A 15,331-nucleotide genomic window follows, 5' to 3' on the forward strand; every position below is an offset into this window, starting at 1 on the left:
AAATAGTGAGATGGTGAATTGGTGAGTTTAGTGTTCTGATGGCGCTGTTTGGCGCAAGCTGCGCAATTTGGACGACAGCTGACCAGTTCACCAACTCACTATTTCACCTCATTTGGTGAGTTCCAGGAATTGGGCTTCGAGGCTGCGGTGGCGTACTTCGAGGCCGGCCAGCACGACGCCGCTGGCAAATAAGGTCCGGTTCAGCTCGGCCGGGGTATGGCCGGGGGCTAGCACGGCGCTGTGGCCCCCGCCGGTTTCGGGGCGCACGTCGCTCACCCAGGGCAGCTGGCCCAAGGCGTGCAACAGGGAAACCGGATTCAGGTCAGGCTCCACGCGCAGCACTACCCGGTCGGAGGAAGCCAGGATGCTGCTTACCGGCCCGGCCGTACGCAATTCCCCGCGCTGCAGCACCGCCACGTGGGTGCATACTTTTTCAATCTCGTCGAGCAGGTGGCTGGCAATGAGAATGGTTTTGCCTTGGGCGGCCAGGCGCTGAATCAGCTCCCGCACTTCGGCTATACCCTGGGGGTCGAGGCCGTTGGTGGGCTCGTCGAGGACCAGTACATCCGGAGTGCCGAGCAGGGTCGAGGCCAGGGCCAGGCGCTGCTTCATGCCCAACGAAAAGCCCCGGAAAGCGTCGTGCTGCCGGGCGGCGAGGCCAGTCATTTCCAGGGCAGCGTCCACAGTGCGCGGGTCGGCGCGCTTCACGTCGGCGGCCAGCAGCAGGTTTTGGCGGGCCGAGAGGTAGGGGAAAAAGTTGGGCGTTTCGAGCAAGGCCCCCACCCGCCGCTTGCTCTGCGACGACAAGGGCTGTCCAAACCAGCGCACCGCCCCGCCATCGGCTTGCAGCACACCCAGGGCCAAGCCGAGCGTGGTGGTTTTGCCGCTACCGTTGGGCCCCAGCAGGCCATACACGCTGCCTTCCTCCACCTGCAAGGTCAGCCCCCGCAAGGCCGTGGTGCCGCCGTAGCGCTTGGAAAGATTATCGAGCTCAAGAACAGCCATGCGTTAGTTGTTAGTTATTGGTTGTCAGTTGTTAGTTATTTCAGTTATGAGTTGCTCGTTGTTAGTTGTCAGGCATAAGCACGCTATAACCAACAAATAACTCCTAACAACTGATAATGAGTAACTAATAACTATTCAAGCGGCAGCTTGCCGCCCTGCCACCGCACGACGGGGTAGCGCAGGTGGGACTTTTCGTAGTTGGGCGACTGGCGGTACATAAAGTCGAGCTGGGCGGCCCCGCTTGCGGCAAAGGCAGGATTGGCCTGCTGCAGCTTAGTCAGCCGTTCCCGCAGGGCTGGGTCACGCTTGAGCAGCTCGGCGGCCACGTCTTCGAAGACGTAGTCGGAGAAATACTCTTTCTGCTGCAGAATTCCGTCGAAAAAGCCCCAGGCGAAGAAAGAGTCGGTGGCCTGCGGTTCCAGGGTTTCGACGAGGTAGCGGGCCGCAGGCTGGTCGAGCGAGGCTACAAAGTCGCCGCGGCGGAAGGTGAGGGGCTGCTGTTCGGTGCGCAGCTCTACTTTGTTGTGCAGGTAATGGCCTTCGTAGGGCCGCTGGCCGGTTTTGTAGTCGGCAATGTAGTAGACCTCGGCGGTCAGCGTGGTGTCCCGGGTGAGGCTCTTGAGCTGCACGCCGCTCAGGCGCAGGCGCTCCAGCACTTCGCCCCAGGCCTGGGGAATGATGTAAGCCTGAGGCCGCGCCACGCTCACTGTGGGCCGGAAGGTGTTGTAATAGTTGATTTGGCGGGTGTAGGGCGCCTGCCGGTCGTACCAGAGGCGGGGCTGCCCGCTCACGGCGCTGGGCTTGGTTTTGCCCTCGTAGCCCCGGAAGCTGATTTTCTCGAACGACGTCGTGTCAATGGCCCAGGCCAGGGGGAATTGCGTCTGGGTTTGAAGCTGCTGCTGGGCCTGCTGCCGGGCCTCGGCCAGGGCGGCAGCGTCCTGGTGCACGTAGCGCACTAGTAAGTCCAGGAAGTCGTACTGGGCCCGCACCCGGGGCGTGTAGGCCTTCAGCATGTGGGTTTCGGTCACGAAGCCGATGGTGTTAAACAGGGTGGTGTAGCCGGTGGAGTAGCGCGGGGTTTCCAGAAAGCCCTGCAGGCCGCGGGCGTCGGGCGTGCGACCCTCGAAGTCCACGTAAGGCGTCATCGGCATTTTGCGCTTGTCCATACCCGCGTACAAAGCCGGCAGCAAACGGCGCTGCAGATACTGGCTGAGCACCGGGTGGAGCTTGTCCTTCTGGGTGGCAATGAGCGTCATCGTGTACTGGTAGTCGGCCCCGTCGGAGGTGTGGGTGTCTACATACACGTCGGGCTGCCAGCGCTGAAACAGCTGGGCAAAGGCGCGGGCGTTGCGCGAGTCCTGCTTGATATAGTCGCGGTTCAAGTCCAGGTTGCGGGCGTTGCCGCGGAAGCCGTAACTCTCAGGCCCGTTCTGGTTGGCCCGGGTGGTAGAGTTGCGCACCAAAGAGCCATCCACGTTGTAAATTGGGATGATAACCAGGGTCACGTTTTCCAGCTGCCGGCGCAGCTCCCTTTTCTGCACGTAGTCGCGGGCCAGCATCATAGCCGCGTCGATGCCTTCGGGCTCCCCGGGGTGAATGCCGTTCTGGATAAAGACCACTCGCCGGTTTTTCTGCCGCACCGAGGCCGGGTCCGCGTCGCCATCGAGCGATACTACCACTTCGTGCAGGGGCTGGCCGATGTCGGTAGTGCCGGTCTCGCGCAGGGTTATTTCGGGGTAGGCCGCGTCTAGGCGCTGGTAATAGGCAATGCACTCGGCGTGGGTGGTGGTGATATTGCCGTTGCCTTTTTCAAAAGGCGTGCGCCAGTCGGCCGCGGGCCGCGGGGCAGTGGGGGCCGAAACGGCCAGGAGCGTGGAAAGCAGGAAGGCGAGCATGCAAACGAAAGTAGCAAAGAGCCGCGAAGCTAGAATTAAACTACCAGTTGGGGGGCTTTGCTTCCTAAGTAAAATTTCACGCAGTGTTTCGCCGTGGCTCACCGTGTCGTTCAACGGACCACGGCGAAACACTGCGTGAAAGCAAGAACGCCGATAGAATTGGCGCTAATACAAACGGCGGCGGGCCGGGAACAACGCCTGGTCGAGGCTGAAGCGGCCGGGGCCGGCAAAGAGCAGGCCCAGAAACAGAAACGCCGATTCCAGGGCGTGGGAATAGGCGTTGAAGTCGTCGCCGCTGAGCACGTGCATCAGCGTGGCCACAATCATGGTGATAAGCAGCAGCAGGCAGGCAATGCGGAAAAACAACCCCAGGGCCAGTAACTGTCCGCCCACGGCCTCGGCCACGGCCGCCAGCAGGCCCCAGGCCGCGGGAGCAAAGTTCAGACCCAGCATTTTCATCACGCTTCCTACCTGAGTCCACATTGCCGGGCCGCCCATCAGCTTAGGATAGCCGTGAATGGTGAACATCACCCCAATGCCGATACGGAGCAGTAACAAGCCCATATCGTGCGTGCGGTAGCGGTTTTCAAACAGGACCATAGGGGAAGAAAGGACGAGCTAAAAGGCGGGGCGGGGGTGGCGCGAGGGTATATAGCAAAGCCACCATCGTTGCCAAAGTACAAGAATTATGATAGAATCCCATAAGTGCTAGCGCCGAGCTCAGGCCGGGCCGGCACTGCGCTAGCGCACCCGCACCCCAATAATGCGGGTGGCGGGCGGAATGTCGGCGGTGCTCAGGTCATTGCCGTGGCCCGTCGGCAAGGATTTCTCGTCCAGAATCCAGCCAATGCGCATCTGACCGGATATAGCTACAAAATCGTCCTCGTCCTGGCGCACGCGCGTCAGACCGTACACCTGCCGGGCCGCCCCAAACGGCGACCCTACCCCGATGCCCTCGGCCGTGCGGTACTGCGGGTCGTAGACGCGGATGCGGCGCAGCGTCATGACCGAGTCGGCCCCGCTGCGAATAAACTCCAGCACCGTTTCGGGTGCCTGGGGCTGTTGGGCGTCGCGCAGGCGGTAGGCCGGGTAGGCGGTTCCTTTATAGGTGTAGCTGGTTTTGGTGAGCTGGGCGGCGGGCACCACGGCCAGCAACTCCCGTTCCTTCATATTCAGGCGCAGCCGCCCCACCTGACTCGGGCTAATCAGATGCAGGGAGTCGGGCAGGCGGGTGGCCGAGGGGCTGAGCGCGGCCGGGTCCGTAGCACCTGAGCCGCCGGCAAACGGCGCTTCCGAGCCGGAAGAGGCGGCCGGAGTACGGTTGGAGGCCGAGTCGCAGGCACTGAGGGCGGCCAGCAGCAGGGCGCCGTATAGATAGGTGGTGTTGGTCATGGTTGGCAGCAAATACGGGCGTAACCCGCGGCGCGTTGACATTACGCCCGGCTTAACGTAGTAGTAACCGGCCAAACCGCCACCTTGTCTACCTTTGCCCGTACTTTCTGACCTTTAACCCAAGCCGCCCGTGCCTGCCAAACCCCGCAAACCGCTGATTCTGATTTCCAACGACGACGGCATTACGGCCCCCGGTATTGCCATGCTGGTGCGCGTGATGCGCCGCATCGGCGAAGTGGTAGTCGTGGCGCCGAACTCCCCGCAGTCGGGCATGGGCCACGCCATTACCATCGGCAGCTCCCTGCGCCTCGACCCGAGCACCATTTTCGAGGGCATCGAGGCCTACGAGTGCAGCGGCACGCCCGCCGACTGCGTAAAGCTGGCCAAGCACATGGTGCTCAAGGACCGGCAGCCCGACTTAGTCGTGTCGGGCATCAACCACGGCTCCAACTCCTCGGTAAATGTGCTGTACTCGGGCACGATGTCGGCCGCCATTGAAGCCGCCATTGAAGGCCTGCCCGCCATCGGCTTTTCCCTCTGCGACTACGGTCACCAGGCCGATTTTTCCCACACCGAGGAGTGGGTCGAGCACATTACCCGCCAGGCGCTGCAAAACGGCATTCCGGTGGGTACGGCCCTGAACGTGAACTTTCCCAAGAAGCAGGCCCAGCCCATTGCCGGAGCCAAGCTCTGCCGCCAGGCCCGGGCCAAGTGGGCCGAGGAGTTCGACGTGCGCCTCGACCCGCACAAGCGCCCCTACTACTGGCTGATTGGCAACTTCGTGAACGAGGACCAGGGCGAGGACACCGACGAGTTTGCCCTGAGCCAGAACTACATTTCTATTGTGCCCTGCCAGTTCGACCTGACCGCCCTGCACGGCCTGACCCAGATGAACGAGCAGTGGCAGCTGGCCCTGGACGAAGCCGAGCCGAAAGCCAAAGTGGCCACGAAAAAGGCTACCTCGCCCCAACCGGCCAAGGCGGCCAAAGCAGTGCCGGCCGCCAAGAAAGCCAGCAAGAAGTAAATCTGAAACTGCCAACGCAAATGCCGTTTTTGGGGTAGAACTGCGGTTCAGCCCCGAAAACGGCATTTGTGCGTTATCTTCCCCACCCAATTCACTCTGCTTTTCTTTCTGATGCTGCTGAAACCCCGCTTTTTTGTGGCGGCTCTGCTGGCCCTGGGCCTGAGCCAGCGCGCCACGGCCCAGGTCTACACCGCCACCGATCCGCTGGCCCACACCTACTCCATTGTGGCCCGCGACCCTGCCACCGGCGACATGGCCGTGGCCGTGCAAAGTCACTGGTTTTCGGTGGGCACGGCCGTATCGTGGGGGAGGCCGGGGTGGGAGTGGTGGCTACCCAGTCATTTACCAATAAGTCGTTTGGCACCCGTGGCCTGGCCTTGCTCAAAAGCGGCAAAACGGCTCAGCAGGCCCTCGACGAGTTGCTGGCTACCGACGAAGGCCGCGACGTGCGCCAAGTGGCCATTCTGGATGCCCAGGGCAATGTGGCCACCCACACCGGCAAGAAGTGCGTCGATATGGCCGGTCACCAGCAGGGCAAGCAGTTTTCGGTGCAGGCCAACATGATGCTCACCGACAAGGTGTGGCCCGCCATGGCCCAGGCCTATGAGAAAAATGCCCAGCTGCCCTTCGCCGAGCGGGTTTTGTCGGCGCTGGAGGCGGCCGAAGCTGCGGGCGGCGACATTCGTGGGCGGCAGTCGGCGGCCCTGCTGGTGGTGCGCGGCAAAGCCACCGCCGCGCCCTGGGACGACCGGCTCATCGACCTGCGCGTGGAGGATAATGCCGCGCCGCTGCCCGAGCTGGCCCGCCTGCTGCGCCTGACCCGCGCCTACGAGCACATGAATGCCGGCGACTTGGCCGTGGAGAAGAACGACATGCCCAAGGCCATTGAGGAATATCAGGCGGCCGAGAAGATGTTTCCCAAGAACCTGGAAATGCAGTATTGGCACGCCATTACCCTGGCCAACAAGCAGCAGCTGCCCGCCGCGCTGGCCTTGCTGAAACCCATTTTCAAGCAGGAACCTAACTGGCGCACCCTCACCGAGCGGCTGCCCAAGGTGGGGCTACTGACCGTGTCGGCCGCCGAGCTGCAACAGATTCTGAGCCTGAAGTAATCCGCTCCGTTCTATGAAACTTGCTTTCCTACTTTCCGATAAAAACAGAATTTTGGCCCTGAGTGGGCTGTTATTCATGTTGTGGCTGAGCCTGCTGGGCTGCGCAGCTTCCCGGCCTACGGCTGCCAACGACGGTTCTACAACAGTCTACATCGTGCGCCACGCCGAGAAGGACCCCACGCCCGGCCTGGCCGACCCGGTACTGACGCCGGCCGGGGAGCAGCGGGCCTTGGCCTTGCGCGAAACCCTGGGGAAGGAGCCCATTGCGGCCATTTTTACTACCAATACCATCCGGACCCGCACCACGGCCGCTCCCTTGGCCCAGAAGCTCAACCTCACCCCCCAGGTCTACGACGCCCGGCAGCAAAGCGCGCTGGTAGAGCGAATCAAGACGGAGTTTGCGGGCAAAAAAGTGCTGGTAGTGGGCCACTCCAACACGATTCTGGAAACCGCCGAAGCCCTGGGTGCCACCCGGCCCGTGCCTGCCGTGGCCGACAATGAGTTTAGCTACCTGCTGGAAGTGAAGCTGACCGCCACGGGCGCCGCTGCCGCTACGGTTCGGCAGTACGGGGCGGCCGCCGTGCCAGCGGCCAGCAAATGAGCCGAGTGCGCCTGTTGTTGCTGCTAGGGCTGTTGAGCGGCCGTCTTCTGGCGGTAGCCCAGGGCATCGGCCAGCCCCCCGATACCGCCCGCCCGCCCGCCACTCCGCCGCCCGTGGTTGATACGCTGGCCCGCAAGTATAGCCTGATTGGGCCCCTGGATAGTGCGGCGCGGCCCAACCTGCTGTTTCACGAGCGGTACCCGGGGCCGCGCCGGCTGCGGGGCACCATCGGCAAGCAGCCCGTGACCGTGGAGCTGGACTCGGCGGCTACCAGCTACACGGGCGGCTTTTACTACGACCGGGCGGGGCGGTGGCTGGAAGTGCGCCTCGATGCCTCCCCGGGGCCCCGCACCCTGAACTTGTGCGAAACGCCGGTCGGGGACCTGACCGGCCGCCTGCGCCTGCCTCCCAAGGCTGCTACCCCGGTCCGGGGCACCTGGGAAAATGCGGATGGCCGTCGCCAGGCCCCGTTCTTGCTGCGCGAAACCTACCTGGGGGCGGCCCGCTACGAGCAGGACCTGTGGGAAATGTGGCGCTACACCGTGCGGCGCGACACGAGCTATATTCCCCTGGACTCGGCCTTCTTTCACCAGCTCTACGTGCGGGTCAGCCTGCCCAAAAGCCCTGGGGCCGAGCAGCGCCTGCGCCGGGCTCTGGCCGCCCCCTTTGCCCCGGACCTGATGCCCCTGTACCTAGATACCCTGCTGGCCCGGCGGCAGCAGCAGCACAACCACTACCAGTTCCACGGCTTCACCGACGTGGTATACAATGGCAACAACCTGTTTTCGGTAATGCGGGTGGCCAGCTTCCAGCAGGGGCCCTACTACGAGCCCCACGAGTGGTACGACGGCGCCACCTTCGACCTGCGGACCGGGCAGCGCCTGCGCCTGGCCGACCTGCTGGTGGCCGACTACAAAAAGCGTCTGCTGGCCTTGTTTCGGCGGGGGCTGACGCGGGCCCTGGCCGCCGCGCCCGGCTACGGGCCGCTGGGTGGCGTCGCGCCGCGGCTTCCCACCGGGGGCTTTGTGCTGGTTCCCGCGGGCTTGGTCTTCACCTACGACGACCGGGACGCTCCCTCCCTGAGCAAGCCCGGAGCCGACCACGCCGACCGATTTCTGGAAGTAGTGCTTTCCTACGAGGAGCTTTTGCCCCTGATTCGGCGCAAAGGTCCGCTGGCGCCGGTGCTGCGGGAGCGGGGGCTGTTGCCAAAAAAGTAGCCCGGCTACGCAGCCCGCCCGCGTTTCGTGTTACCTTAGCCCGTCCCCCGAGCCCATTGCCGGCCCGCTGGGGCAGCTTTACCGGTTCTTTTACTCGCTAGATTTCTGCTGCTATGCGCTCCATCTTCCGCCGTGGGCTGCTGCTCTCGGGCCTTGGTCTGCTGACCCTTACCGCTCAGGCTCAAACGGCCGCCGCTACCAAAGTCAACAAAGCCGACTCGGTGAGTCTGCGCAAAATATATGATGAGGCCCTGCTGCGGGGCCAGAGCTACGAAAACCTGCGCTACCTCACCAGCCAGATCGGGGGGCGGCTAAGCGGCTCGCCCCAGGCCGAGCAGGCCGTGCAGTGGGGCAAAACCACCATGGAAAAGCTGGGCCTCGACCGGGTGTACCTGCAGGAAGTAATGGTGCCGCACTGGGTGCGCGGGGCCAAGGAAAAAGCCGAAATCAAGCCAGCCAAGGGCAAGGGGCTGGAAATGAACGTCTGCGCCCTGGGTGGCTCGGTGGGCACCAACGGCAAAATCAAGGCCCAGGTGGTGGAGGTCAAAAGCTGGGCCGAGCTGGCCGCCCTGCGCGACGACCAGGTGAAGGGCAAGTTTGTGCTCTTCAACCGTCCCATGAACCCGACCTTCATCGAAACCGGCCAGGCCTACGGCGACGCCGGCGACCAGCGCCGCAACGGGGCCATTGAGGCCGCCAAGCGCGGGGCCGTGGGGGCGTTGGTCCGCTCGCTCACGCTGGCCCACGACGACTTTCCCCACACGGGTACCATGCGCTACGACGAGAAGGTGACCAAGATTCCGGCCGCCGCCCTGAGCACCAACGGTGCCGACCAGCTCAGCCAGCTGCTCAAAGCCGACCCCGGCCTGACCTTCGAGCTGGAAATGGCGTGTGAAACCCTGCCTGAGGTGAAAAGCTATAATGTGGTCGGTGAAATCAAGGGCTCCAAGTACCCCGACGAGGTTATTGTCGTTGGCGGCCACCTCGACTCCTGGGACCTGGCCCAGGGTGCCCACGACGACGGCACGGGCTGCGTCCAAAGCATTGAGGCTTTGCGCCTGCTCAACGCCGCTGGCCTCAAGCCCGAGCGCACGGTGCGCGCCGTGCTGTTTATGAACGAGGAAAACGGCGTGCGCGGCGGCACCAAGTACGCCGAGCTGGCCAAGGCGGCGGGGGAGAAGCACCTGGCCGCTATGGAGTCGGATGGCGGCGGTTTCACGCCCCGGGGCTTCAACATCGAGGCTCCCGCCGCCACGGTGAAGAAAGTGCAGCAGTGGCAGCCCCTGTTCCGGCCCTACGGCAGCACCGAGTTTAAAGCCGGCCACTCCGGCACCGACATCGAGCCGCTAAAGGACCAGGCCAAGGCCCTCATCGGATACGACTGCGACGATCAGCGCTACTTCGACATCCACCACACCGCCGCCGACACCTTCGACAAAGTCAACCGTCGCGAGCTGGAACTAGGCGGCGCCAGCATGGCCAGCCTGATCTACCTAATGAGCAAATACGGTTTGTAGGCTAATGTAAAGAAGGTGCTGAGGTGGAGAATGTGTCATAGCGAGTAACACGAAGCCATCCGTGCTCGGCGCAGGTAGCCCCGTTCTTCTACCGGCAAGCCCACACGCCTGAACCCCGACGCCCAATCTTCTTATCAGGCCCCGATGCCCGCCCGGCGTTGGGGCTTGTCATTTTAAGACCAATATTCCACTTTCGAACCCCTCGGTTGGGCTTCGGAAGTCGGCTGAATAGCTTTCGAAGCCGGGCTTTTGTTTTCAGGAGCTACCCCGAGGGGCAGAAACCAGAAAGGAGCTTTGTGGGTAAAGAGCGGGACTACCTTCGCCGAGCACGGATGGCTTCGGCCTTCAGCCCCGCAAGGGGCCCTTTTTCATTAGCACCTCAGCACATTTCCCCACTTTAGCACATTAACAGAATGTTCCTCGTCGCGCTATTACCGCCCGAGCCGGTTTATTCGGAAGTGTGGGCCCTGAAGCAGGAGGTGCACCAGCGCACCGGCAGCCGCAATGCCGTGCGCCTGCCCCCGCACATTACCCTGGTGCCGCCCCTGCGCCAGCCCGACTCATTTGAGCAGGAGTTTCGGGCGGGCCTGGCCGAATTTGCCCGCACCCAACGTCCGTTTAGCGTCGGCTTGCGCGACTTCCGCTGGTTTGGCAACCGCACCCTGTTTGTGCACGTGGCCCAGCCCGAGGCGGTACAGGCTTTTCACGCGGCCCTCACGGCGTGGTGCACCGAGCATCTGCCCCAGGTGCCCCGCGAAAACCGCCCCTTCACGCCCCACATGACCCTGGCCACCCGCGACCTGCCCACCTCCGCTGTGCCCGAACTCAAGGCCGACTTTGCCCACCGCCACTATGAGGCCACGTTCGAGGTCCACAGCTTCGTGCTGTTTCGCCACGACGGACAGAAGTGGCAAAATGTAGCTGAATTTTCCTTGTCGGCCTAAACGCAAACCGCCGCTGCCTCGCAAGAGAAGCAGCGGCGGTTAAGCAGCGGGTTCAGTCAGAAAAGCCGGAAAACAGCCTCCCAGGGCCAGCCACAACATCCGGCCACTCCTTAGCATCCGCCGGAATCCGTGGTCTTAGTTGGCCTCCAGAATCTGGAACAGCTCGTCGAGCTTGGGCGTCAGGATGATTTCGGTGCGGCGGTTCAGGGCTTTCTCGGCCGGCGTGGTGTTGGCCGCTACCGGCACGTACTGGGAGCGGCCCGAGGGCGTCACCTGGGCCGGGCTCAGGCCCGACTCGGTCAGAATCCGGGTAATTTCCGTGGCCCGCAGCACGCTCAAATCCCAGTTGTCCTTCATGCCCAGGGTGCCTTTGGTTATCGGCACGTTGTCAGTGTGGCCTTCCACCAGCACGTTTACGTCCTGGTTGCCCTGCAGGGCGGTGGCCAGCTTTTTCAGGGCATCCTGGCCTTTGGGGTCCACTTTAGTCGAGCCCGATTTGAACAACAATTGCTCCGACAACGACACGTAGACCTTGCCATTGCGCACGTTTACCTGCAGGTCATTGGCGTTGAAACCCAATAGGGCGTCGCCCACTTTCTTGCGCAAGGCTTTCACGGCGGCGTCTTTTTGGTCGAGAATGCGCTGCATTTCGGCAATGCGCTGCTCCTTGGAACGCAGATCGGCCGAAAGCTGGGAGTTGGCCGCCTGGGCTCCGCTGAGGTTGTCGTTGAGCTGGTTTACCTGCTGATTCTTGTTGAGCAGGCTGGAGCGCAGGGCATCCTCACTGCGGGCTTTGTCTTGCTCCAGGGCGGTTTTCTGGGCCTGCAGCTGCTCCCGCGACCTGGTCAGCTCGTCGTACTGGCTTTGCAGGGCGGTGTATTTTTTCTGGGACACGCAGCCCGTGCCCAAGGTGAGCAGGCTGGTGCTGAGCAATAGGGCAAGGGTAGGGCGGAAAAAGGAATGGTTCATGGCAATAAATTAGCGTACATAAACGGGTAAGTCCTGCTTCAAACGGGCCAGGCGTGCCCGGAGTTGTTGAGCTTCGGGCGGAGTTGACTGGTCGGGGCAGGCTTGGTCGGGCAGTGGGCCGCCGCGCCTGAATCTGCTTATTCGCTTAAAAACCTGGATTTTTACTGGGTTGGACCGGGTTTTCGTATTGGCCTCGTACCTTCCGTTTCTCATTCCGCTTCTGCTTGGCTACTGCTTTGTCTTTTCCGGCTACTCGTTGGGTTGCGGCCCGCTGGGGCAAACTCCTGGCCGGCGCCGGTTTGGTGCTGGGCAACCTGGGCAGCGTAGCCCCGGCATTGGCCCTGCCCAACCCGCCGCCTGCCGCCCGCTACTGGGTGCGGCTGCGCCACAAGGCCGGCGTGCAGTTCGCCCCGGCCACGTACTTCAGCCCCGCCGCCCAGGCCCGCCGCCAACGCCAGCACCTGCCCGCCTGCGACAGCTCCGACTTCCCCGTCCGGCCCGACTTCGTGCGCCAGATTACCGCCACCGTTGACTCCGTGACGCTGGTCAGCCGCTGGTTCAACGCCGTGGCGTGCCGGGCCACGCCCCAGCAGGTCGCCCGCCTGCGCCAGCTGCCCGGCGTGCTCAGCGTGGAAAAATGGGAAGCCCAGACTCCGCTCGTAGCTTCAACCAAAAACGCTGCTGAGCGGGGCAGCATGAGCATCTCCGCCGACGACCAGCAGCTGGCCCGTCGCCAAACGGCCAGTCTGGGCGGGGCCGCCTTTCAGCGGGCGGGCCTGGGCGGGCAGGGGCTGCGCATCGCCATTTTCGACGTGGGCTTCCTGGGGGCCGCCCAGCACCCGGCCTTCCAGCGCCTGCTGGCCGAAAAGCGGGTAGTTGCCACCCACGACTTCGTGAAAAACCGGCCCAACGTATTTGTCAGCGGCACGCACGGCACCGAGGTGCTCTCCTGCATTGCCGGCCTGCTGCCCGATGGCACCCCGCTGGGGCTAGCGCCGCAGGCCGAGTTCCTGCTGGCCCGCACCGAGCGGCTCAACCGGGAAATCTACGCCGAGGAAGAAGCCTGGCTGGCCGCCGCCGAGTGGGCCGACCGTAACGGGGCCGACATTATCAACTCCTCGCTGGGCTACACCGACCGGCGCTATTTCCCCGAGCAGATGAACGGCCGTACCAGCCTAGTAGCCCGGGCCGCCGAACTGGCCGTGCGCAAGGGGATACTAGTCGTGAATGCCGCTGGCAACGACGGCGACGACCCCGATTGGCACCGCATCGGCACGCCCGCCGATGCCGACTCGGTGCTGGCCGTGGGCGGCCTCGACCCAGACACCTATCTGCACATCGACTTCAGCAGCTACGGCCCCAGCGCCGACCGGCGACTGAAGCCCAACGTTATTGCCTTCGGAACGGTGCTGGCCGCCGCGCCCGGCGGCTACCTGCGCACCCAGGGCACTTCCTTTTCCAGTCCGCTGATGGCGGGCTTTGCAGCCTGTGCCTGGCAGCAAAACCGCAACCTGACGGTTATGCAGCTGTTTGAGCAGCTCCAACGCTGCGCCGACCTCTATCCGTACTTCGACTACGCCCACGGCTACGGATTGCCCCAGGCCGCGGCTTTCCTGCGCCCGGCGGCCTCCGCAGCCAGTTTGCGCCCCAGCGTCGACTTCGTGCGGCAGGATTCCGTGCTGGCCGTGCTGATTCGACCTGAAGCGGCCGTCATTCCGGCCCAGGTGCTGCCCCTGTACGCCGACTCGGTTACTATTGGCACGGTGCTGCGCCCTGGTGCCGGGCCGGCCCCGGGCCGAGAGGAGTTGGCTCCGCCGCTGAACAAGCCCGGGGGCAAACGCCCCGCCCAGAGCCAGCTGCCTTCGGATGCCGACCCGGTGCTGGTGCCGCTGGTGCGCCCCGGCTACCTTTACTGGCACGTGGCCGACGACCGAGGCGTGCTGCGTAGCTACGAAGTGCGGGAGGTAACCCAGCGTGCCGTGCTCCAGATTCCGCTACGCACCCTGCGCCCCGGTGACACGGTGCGCGTTTGTTACCGGGGCATCACCCAAAGCTATTCCGTGCAATGACCACCTACCGCTTTGTGCTGCTGATTGGATTGCTGCTGGGCTGGGCCGGGCGCGCGCAGGCCCAACGTATTCTGCTGCGCGAAAACCCGGCTGAGGATACCGTAGCCAGTGTGTTTGGTCCCAACCGGGCATACTACAACCATTTTTACCTGGGCTACGGCCTGGTGGCTGGCCCCGGCAGTGCCCGGCCCGGGGCCGAGCTGCGCTACGGCAATTCGGCTGAAATTGTGGTGGGGTTGCGCAACAAGTTTCGGATGTCGCAGACGCTGGCTCTGGGGCTGGATATGCGCTACGCCCGGGTGACCTACTACCTGGCCCAGAACGCCCAGAAAGTGGTGCCCAACTCTGCCCAGCACTACCGCGAGTATTTGGCCCTGCCCCAGGCCCAGCTCGAAGGCTTCGTGCGTCTCAACTACGGTCCGCGCGGTAACGTCATCGGCCGCTACGTGGACGTGAGTGGCTGGGGCGGCTGGGTGATTAGCACGGCTCACCACTACGAAGACCGGCCTGGGGCCGGGGCTAAGCGCGTAACCGTGACCGAACACGGCCTAAACTACCTGCGCCGCTGGAGCTATGGCGCGGGCTTGCGGGCGGGCTCCAGCCGCTACGCCCTGACGGCCCGGTACCGCTTTTCGGACGTGTTTACGGCCGCCACCCAACCCCAATATCCGGAGCTGCCGCGCTGGGTTATCGGGCTGGAGCTGGGCTGGCTGTAATTTGTAAAATACCCGGCCGTGAAAAGGCAACCTTCAGTTCGTTTTTGTGGTACATGCACCCAACAACCCTGCTTTGCTGCATAATTGCCGCTGATTTCCTGTTCAGGTAGCTAGGCTGTTCGGGACGTTTTGTATTTTGCCGAACTGATTTGAAGATGGTTGATTACCCCACAATGAAAAAACTCGTTCTCCCCGCTGCCTGTGCGGCTCTCCTGCTGCAAATGACCTCGTGTATCAACACGGAGCGGGAGGTTGGAACATCACAGAACGCGGATAAGGTATACACGCCCCCCACGAATACCAACCGCCTCAGCAGCCGTACGGTGCTTAACAAGGTGCAGACCACGCACTACTTTTCCAATACCAAAACCAAGGACAACTTCATTCTGCTGCTTCAGGGGCCTAAGATCCTGAATGCCCAGGCCAAGTTCATCATCGTCAGCAGTACCGGCGATACCCTGCGCAAGGAAGTAATGCCGGCCAGCGCCCTGCTCGACGAGCGGGAGCTGGAAGACCCGCAGGCTGCTACCGTGCGCGACAAGGAAATTGCCATTCTCAAGGGCATGAACAACTTCTTCCGCGAGGACCGCTTCACCCAGCCCGCCGTGCCTAAGACCGCGGCCCAGCCCGCCGAAATTGACCCGCAAAACTGGTCGGCGGTAAAGGAAGACAACAAGGCCGTGGGCTTCGACTACATCACCGTAGGCGGCAAAGAGCGCCGCATTGCCTACGCCAAAAAGCTGCAGAAGGCCGTCGTAATTGCCGAGTAGAATAGTGATTATTGGAGCTGCCAGAGCTCTACCCAAGCCCCGTTGCCTTCGCAGCGGGGCTTGTTTGTTTTTGGCTGAGCGGCCAAACCGCAGACCCGGT

General features: G+C 63.2%; 13 protein-coding genes and 1 pseudogene. 9 read left to right on the plus strand and 5 right to left on the minus strand.

The window, feature by feature from the left end; genetic code table 11:
* Positions 1–108: 108 nt before the first annotated feature.
* The 4 genes from MUN80_RS17075 to MUN80_RS17090 form a co-directional block, all read right to left on the minus strand.
* Positions 109–1,005: an ABC transporter ATP-binding protein gene (locus MUN80_RS17075; protein ID WP_244714680.1), complete on the minus strand. Its 897-nt coding sequence runs from the start codon at positions 1,003–1,005 to the stop codon at positions 109–111.
* A 131-nt stretch (positions 1,006–1,136) separates the two neighbouring features.
* Positions 1,137–2,900 (minus strand): M14 family zinc carboxypeptidase, encoded by a 1,764-nt coding sequence (locus MUN80_RS17080; protein WP_244714681.1) that lies wholly within the window; start codon positions 2,898–2,900, stop codon positions 1,137–1,139.
* Between the two features lie 165 nt (positions 2,901–3,065).
* Positions 3,066–3,500, minus strand: a complete 435-nt coding sequence (locus MUN80_RS17085) for a DoxX family protein (RefSeq protein WP_244714682.1) — start codon at positions 3,498–3,500, stop codon at positions 3,066–3,068.
* Positions 3,501–3,641: 141 nt separating this feature from the next.
* Complete coding sequence (locus tag MUN80_RS17090) at positions 3,642–4,292, minus strand: hypothetical protein (protein ID WP_244714683.1); 651 nt, start codon at positions 4,290–4,292, stop codon at positions 3,642–3,644.
* A gap of 130 nt (positions 4,293–4,422) precedes the next feature.
* On the opposite strand from MUN80_RS17090, the gene surE reads away from it, so the two are divergent.
* The 6 genes and pseudogenes from surE (at position 4,423) to MUN80_RS17120 (ending at position 10,707) form a co-directional block, all read left to right on the plus strand.
* Positions 4,423–5,316: a 5'/3'-nucleotidase SurE gene (gene surE, locus MUN80_RS17095; protein ID WP_262922012.1), complete on the plus strand. Its 894-nt coding sequence runs from the start codon at positions 4,423–4,425 to the stop codon at positions 5,314–5,316.
* Positions 5,317–5,568: 252 nt separating this feature from the next.
* Positions 5,569–6,428, plus strand: a pseudogene (locus MUN80_RS17100) (DUF1028 domain-containing protein).
* A gap of 13 nt (positions 6,429–6,441) precedes the next feature.
* Positions 6,442–7,029 carry a histidine phosphatase family protein gene (locus tag MUN80_RS17105; RefSeq protein ID WP_244714684.1) on the plus strand — a complete coding sequence of 196 codons (588 nt, stop codon included), beginning with the start codon at positions 6,442–6,444 and terminating at the stop codon, positions 7,027–7,029.
* A complete protein-coding gene (locus tag MUN80_RS17110) occupies positions 7,026–8,246 on the plus strand; it encodes a hypothetical protein (RefSeq protein WP_244714685.1) in 1,221 nt (406 codons plus the stop codon). Before MUN80_RS17105 ends, MUN80_RS17110 begins: the two co-directional genes overlap by 4 nt.
* A gap of 113 nt (positions 8,247–8,359) precedes the next feature.
* Entirely contained in the window at positions 8,360–9,763 is a 1,404-nt protein-coding gene (locus MUN80_RS17115) for a M20/M25/M40 family metallo-hydrolase (protein WP_244714686.1), read from the plus strand.
* A gap of 413 nt (positions 9,764–10,176) precedes the next feature.
* Entirely contained in the window at positions 10,177–10,707 is a 531-nt protein-coding gene (locus MUN80_RS17120) for a 2'-5' RNA ligase family protein (protein WP_244714687.1), read from the plus strand.
* Between the two features lie 135 nt (positions 10,708–10,842).
* On the opposite strand, the gene MUN80_RS17125 is transcribed toward MUN80_RS17120, so the two are convergent.
* Entirely contained in the window at positions 10,843–11,676 is an 834-nt protein-coding gene (locus tag MUN80_RS17125; RefSeq protein WP_244714688.1) for an OmpA/MotB family protein, read from the minus strand.
* A 224-nt stretch (positions 11,677–11,900) separates the two neighbouring features.
* On the opposite strand from MUN80_RS17125, the gene MUN80_RS17130 reads away from it, so the two are divergent.
* The 3 genes from MUN80_RS17130 to MUN80_RS17140 all read left to right on the plus strand — a co-directional run bounded on the left by MUN80_RS17130 (position 11,901) and on the right by MUN80_RS17140 (position 15,231).
* The gene (locus tag MUN80_RS17130) at positions 11,901–13,745 is read left to right on the plus strand and encodes a S8 family serine peptidase (protein WP_244714689.1); all 1,845 of its coding nucleotides are present in this window, start codon (positions 11,901–11,903) and stop codon (positions 13,743–13,745) included.
* Positions 13,742–14,461, plus strand: a complete 720-nt coding sequence (locus tag MUN80_RS17135; RefSeq protein ID WP_244714690.1) for a hypothetical protein — start codon at positions 13,742–13,744, stop codon at positions 14,459–14,461. Before MUN80_RS17130 ends, MUN80_RS17135 begins: the two co-directional genes overlap by 4 nt.
* 173 nt (positions 14,462–14,634) lie before the next feature.
* Positions 14,635–15,231 (plus strand): hypothetical protein, encoded by a 597-nt coding sequence (locus MUN80_RS17140; protein WP_244714691.1) that lies wholly within the window; start codon positions 14,635–14,637, stop codon positions 15,229–15,231.
* Positions 15,232–15,331 lie beyond the last annotated feature (100 nt).

It is taken from the genome of Hymenobacter cellulosivorans (assembly GCF_022919135.1).
Taxonomy (GTDB): Bacteria; Bacteroidota; Bacteroidia; order Cytophagales; family Hymenobacteraceae; genus Hymenobacter; species Hymenobacter cellulosivorans.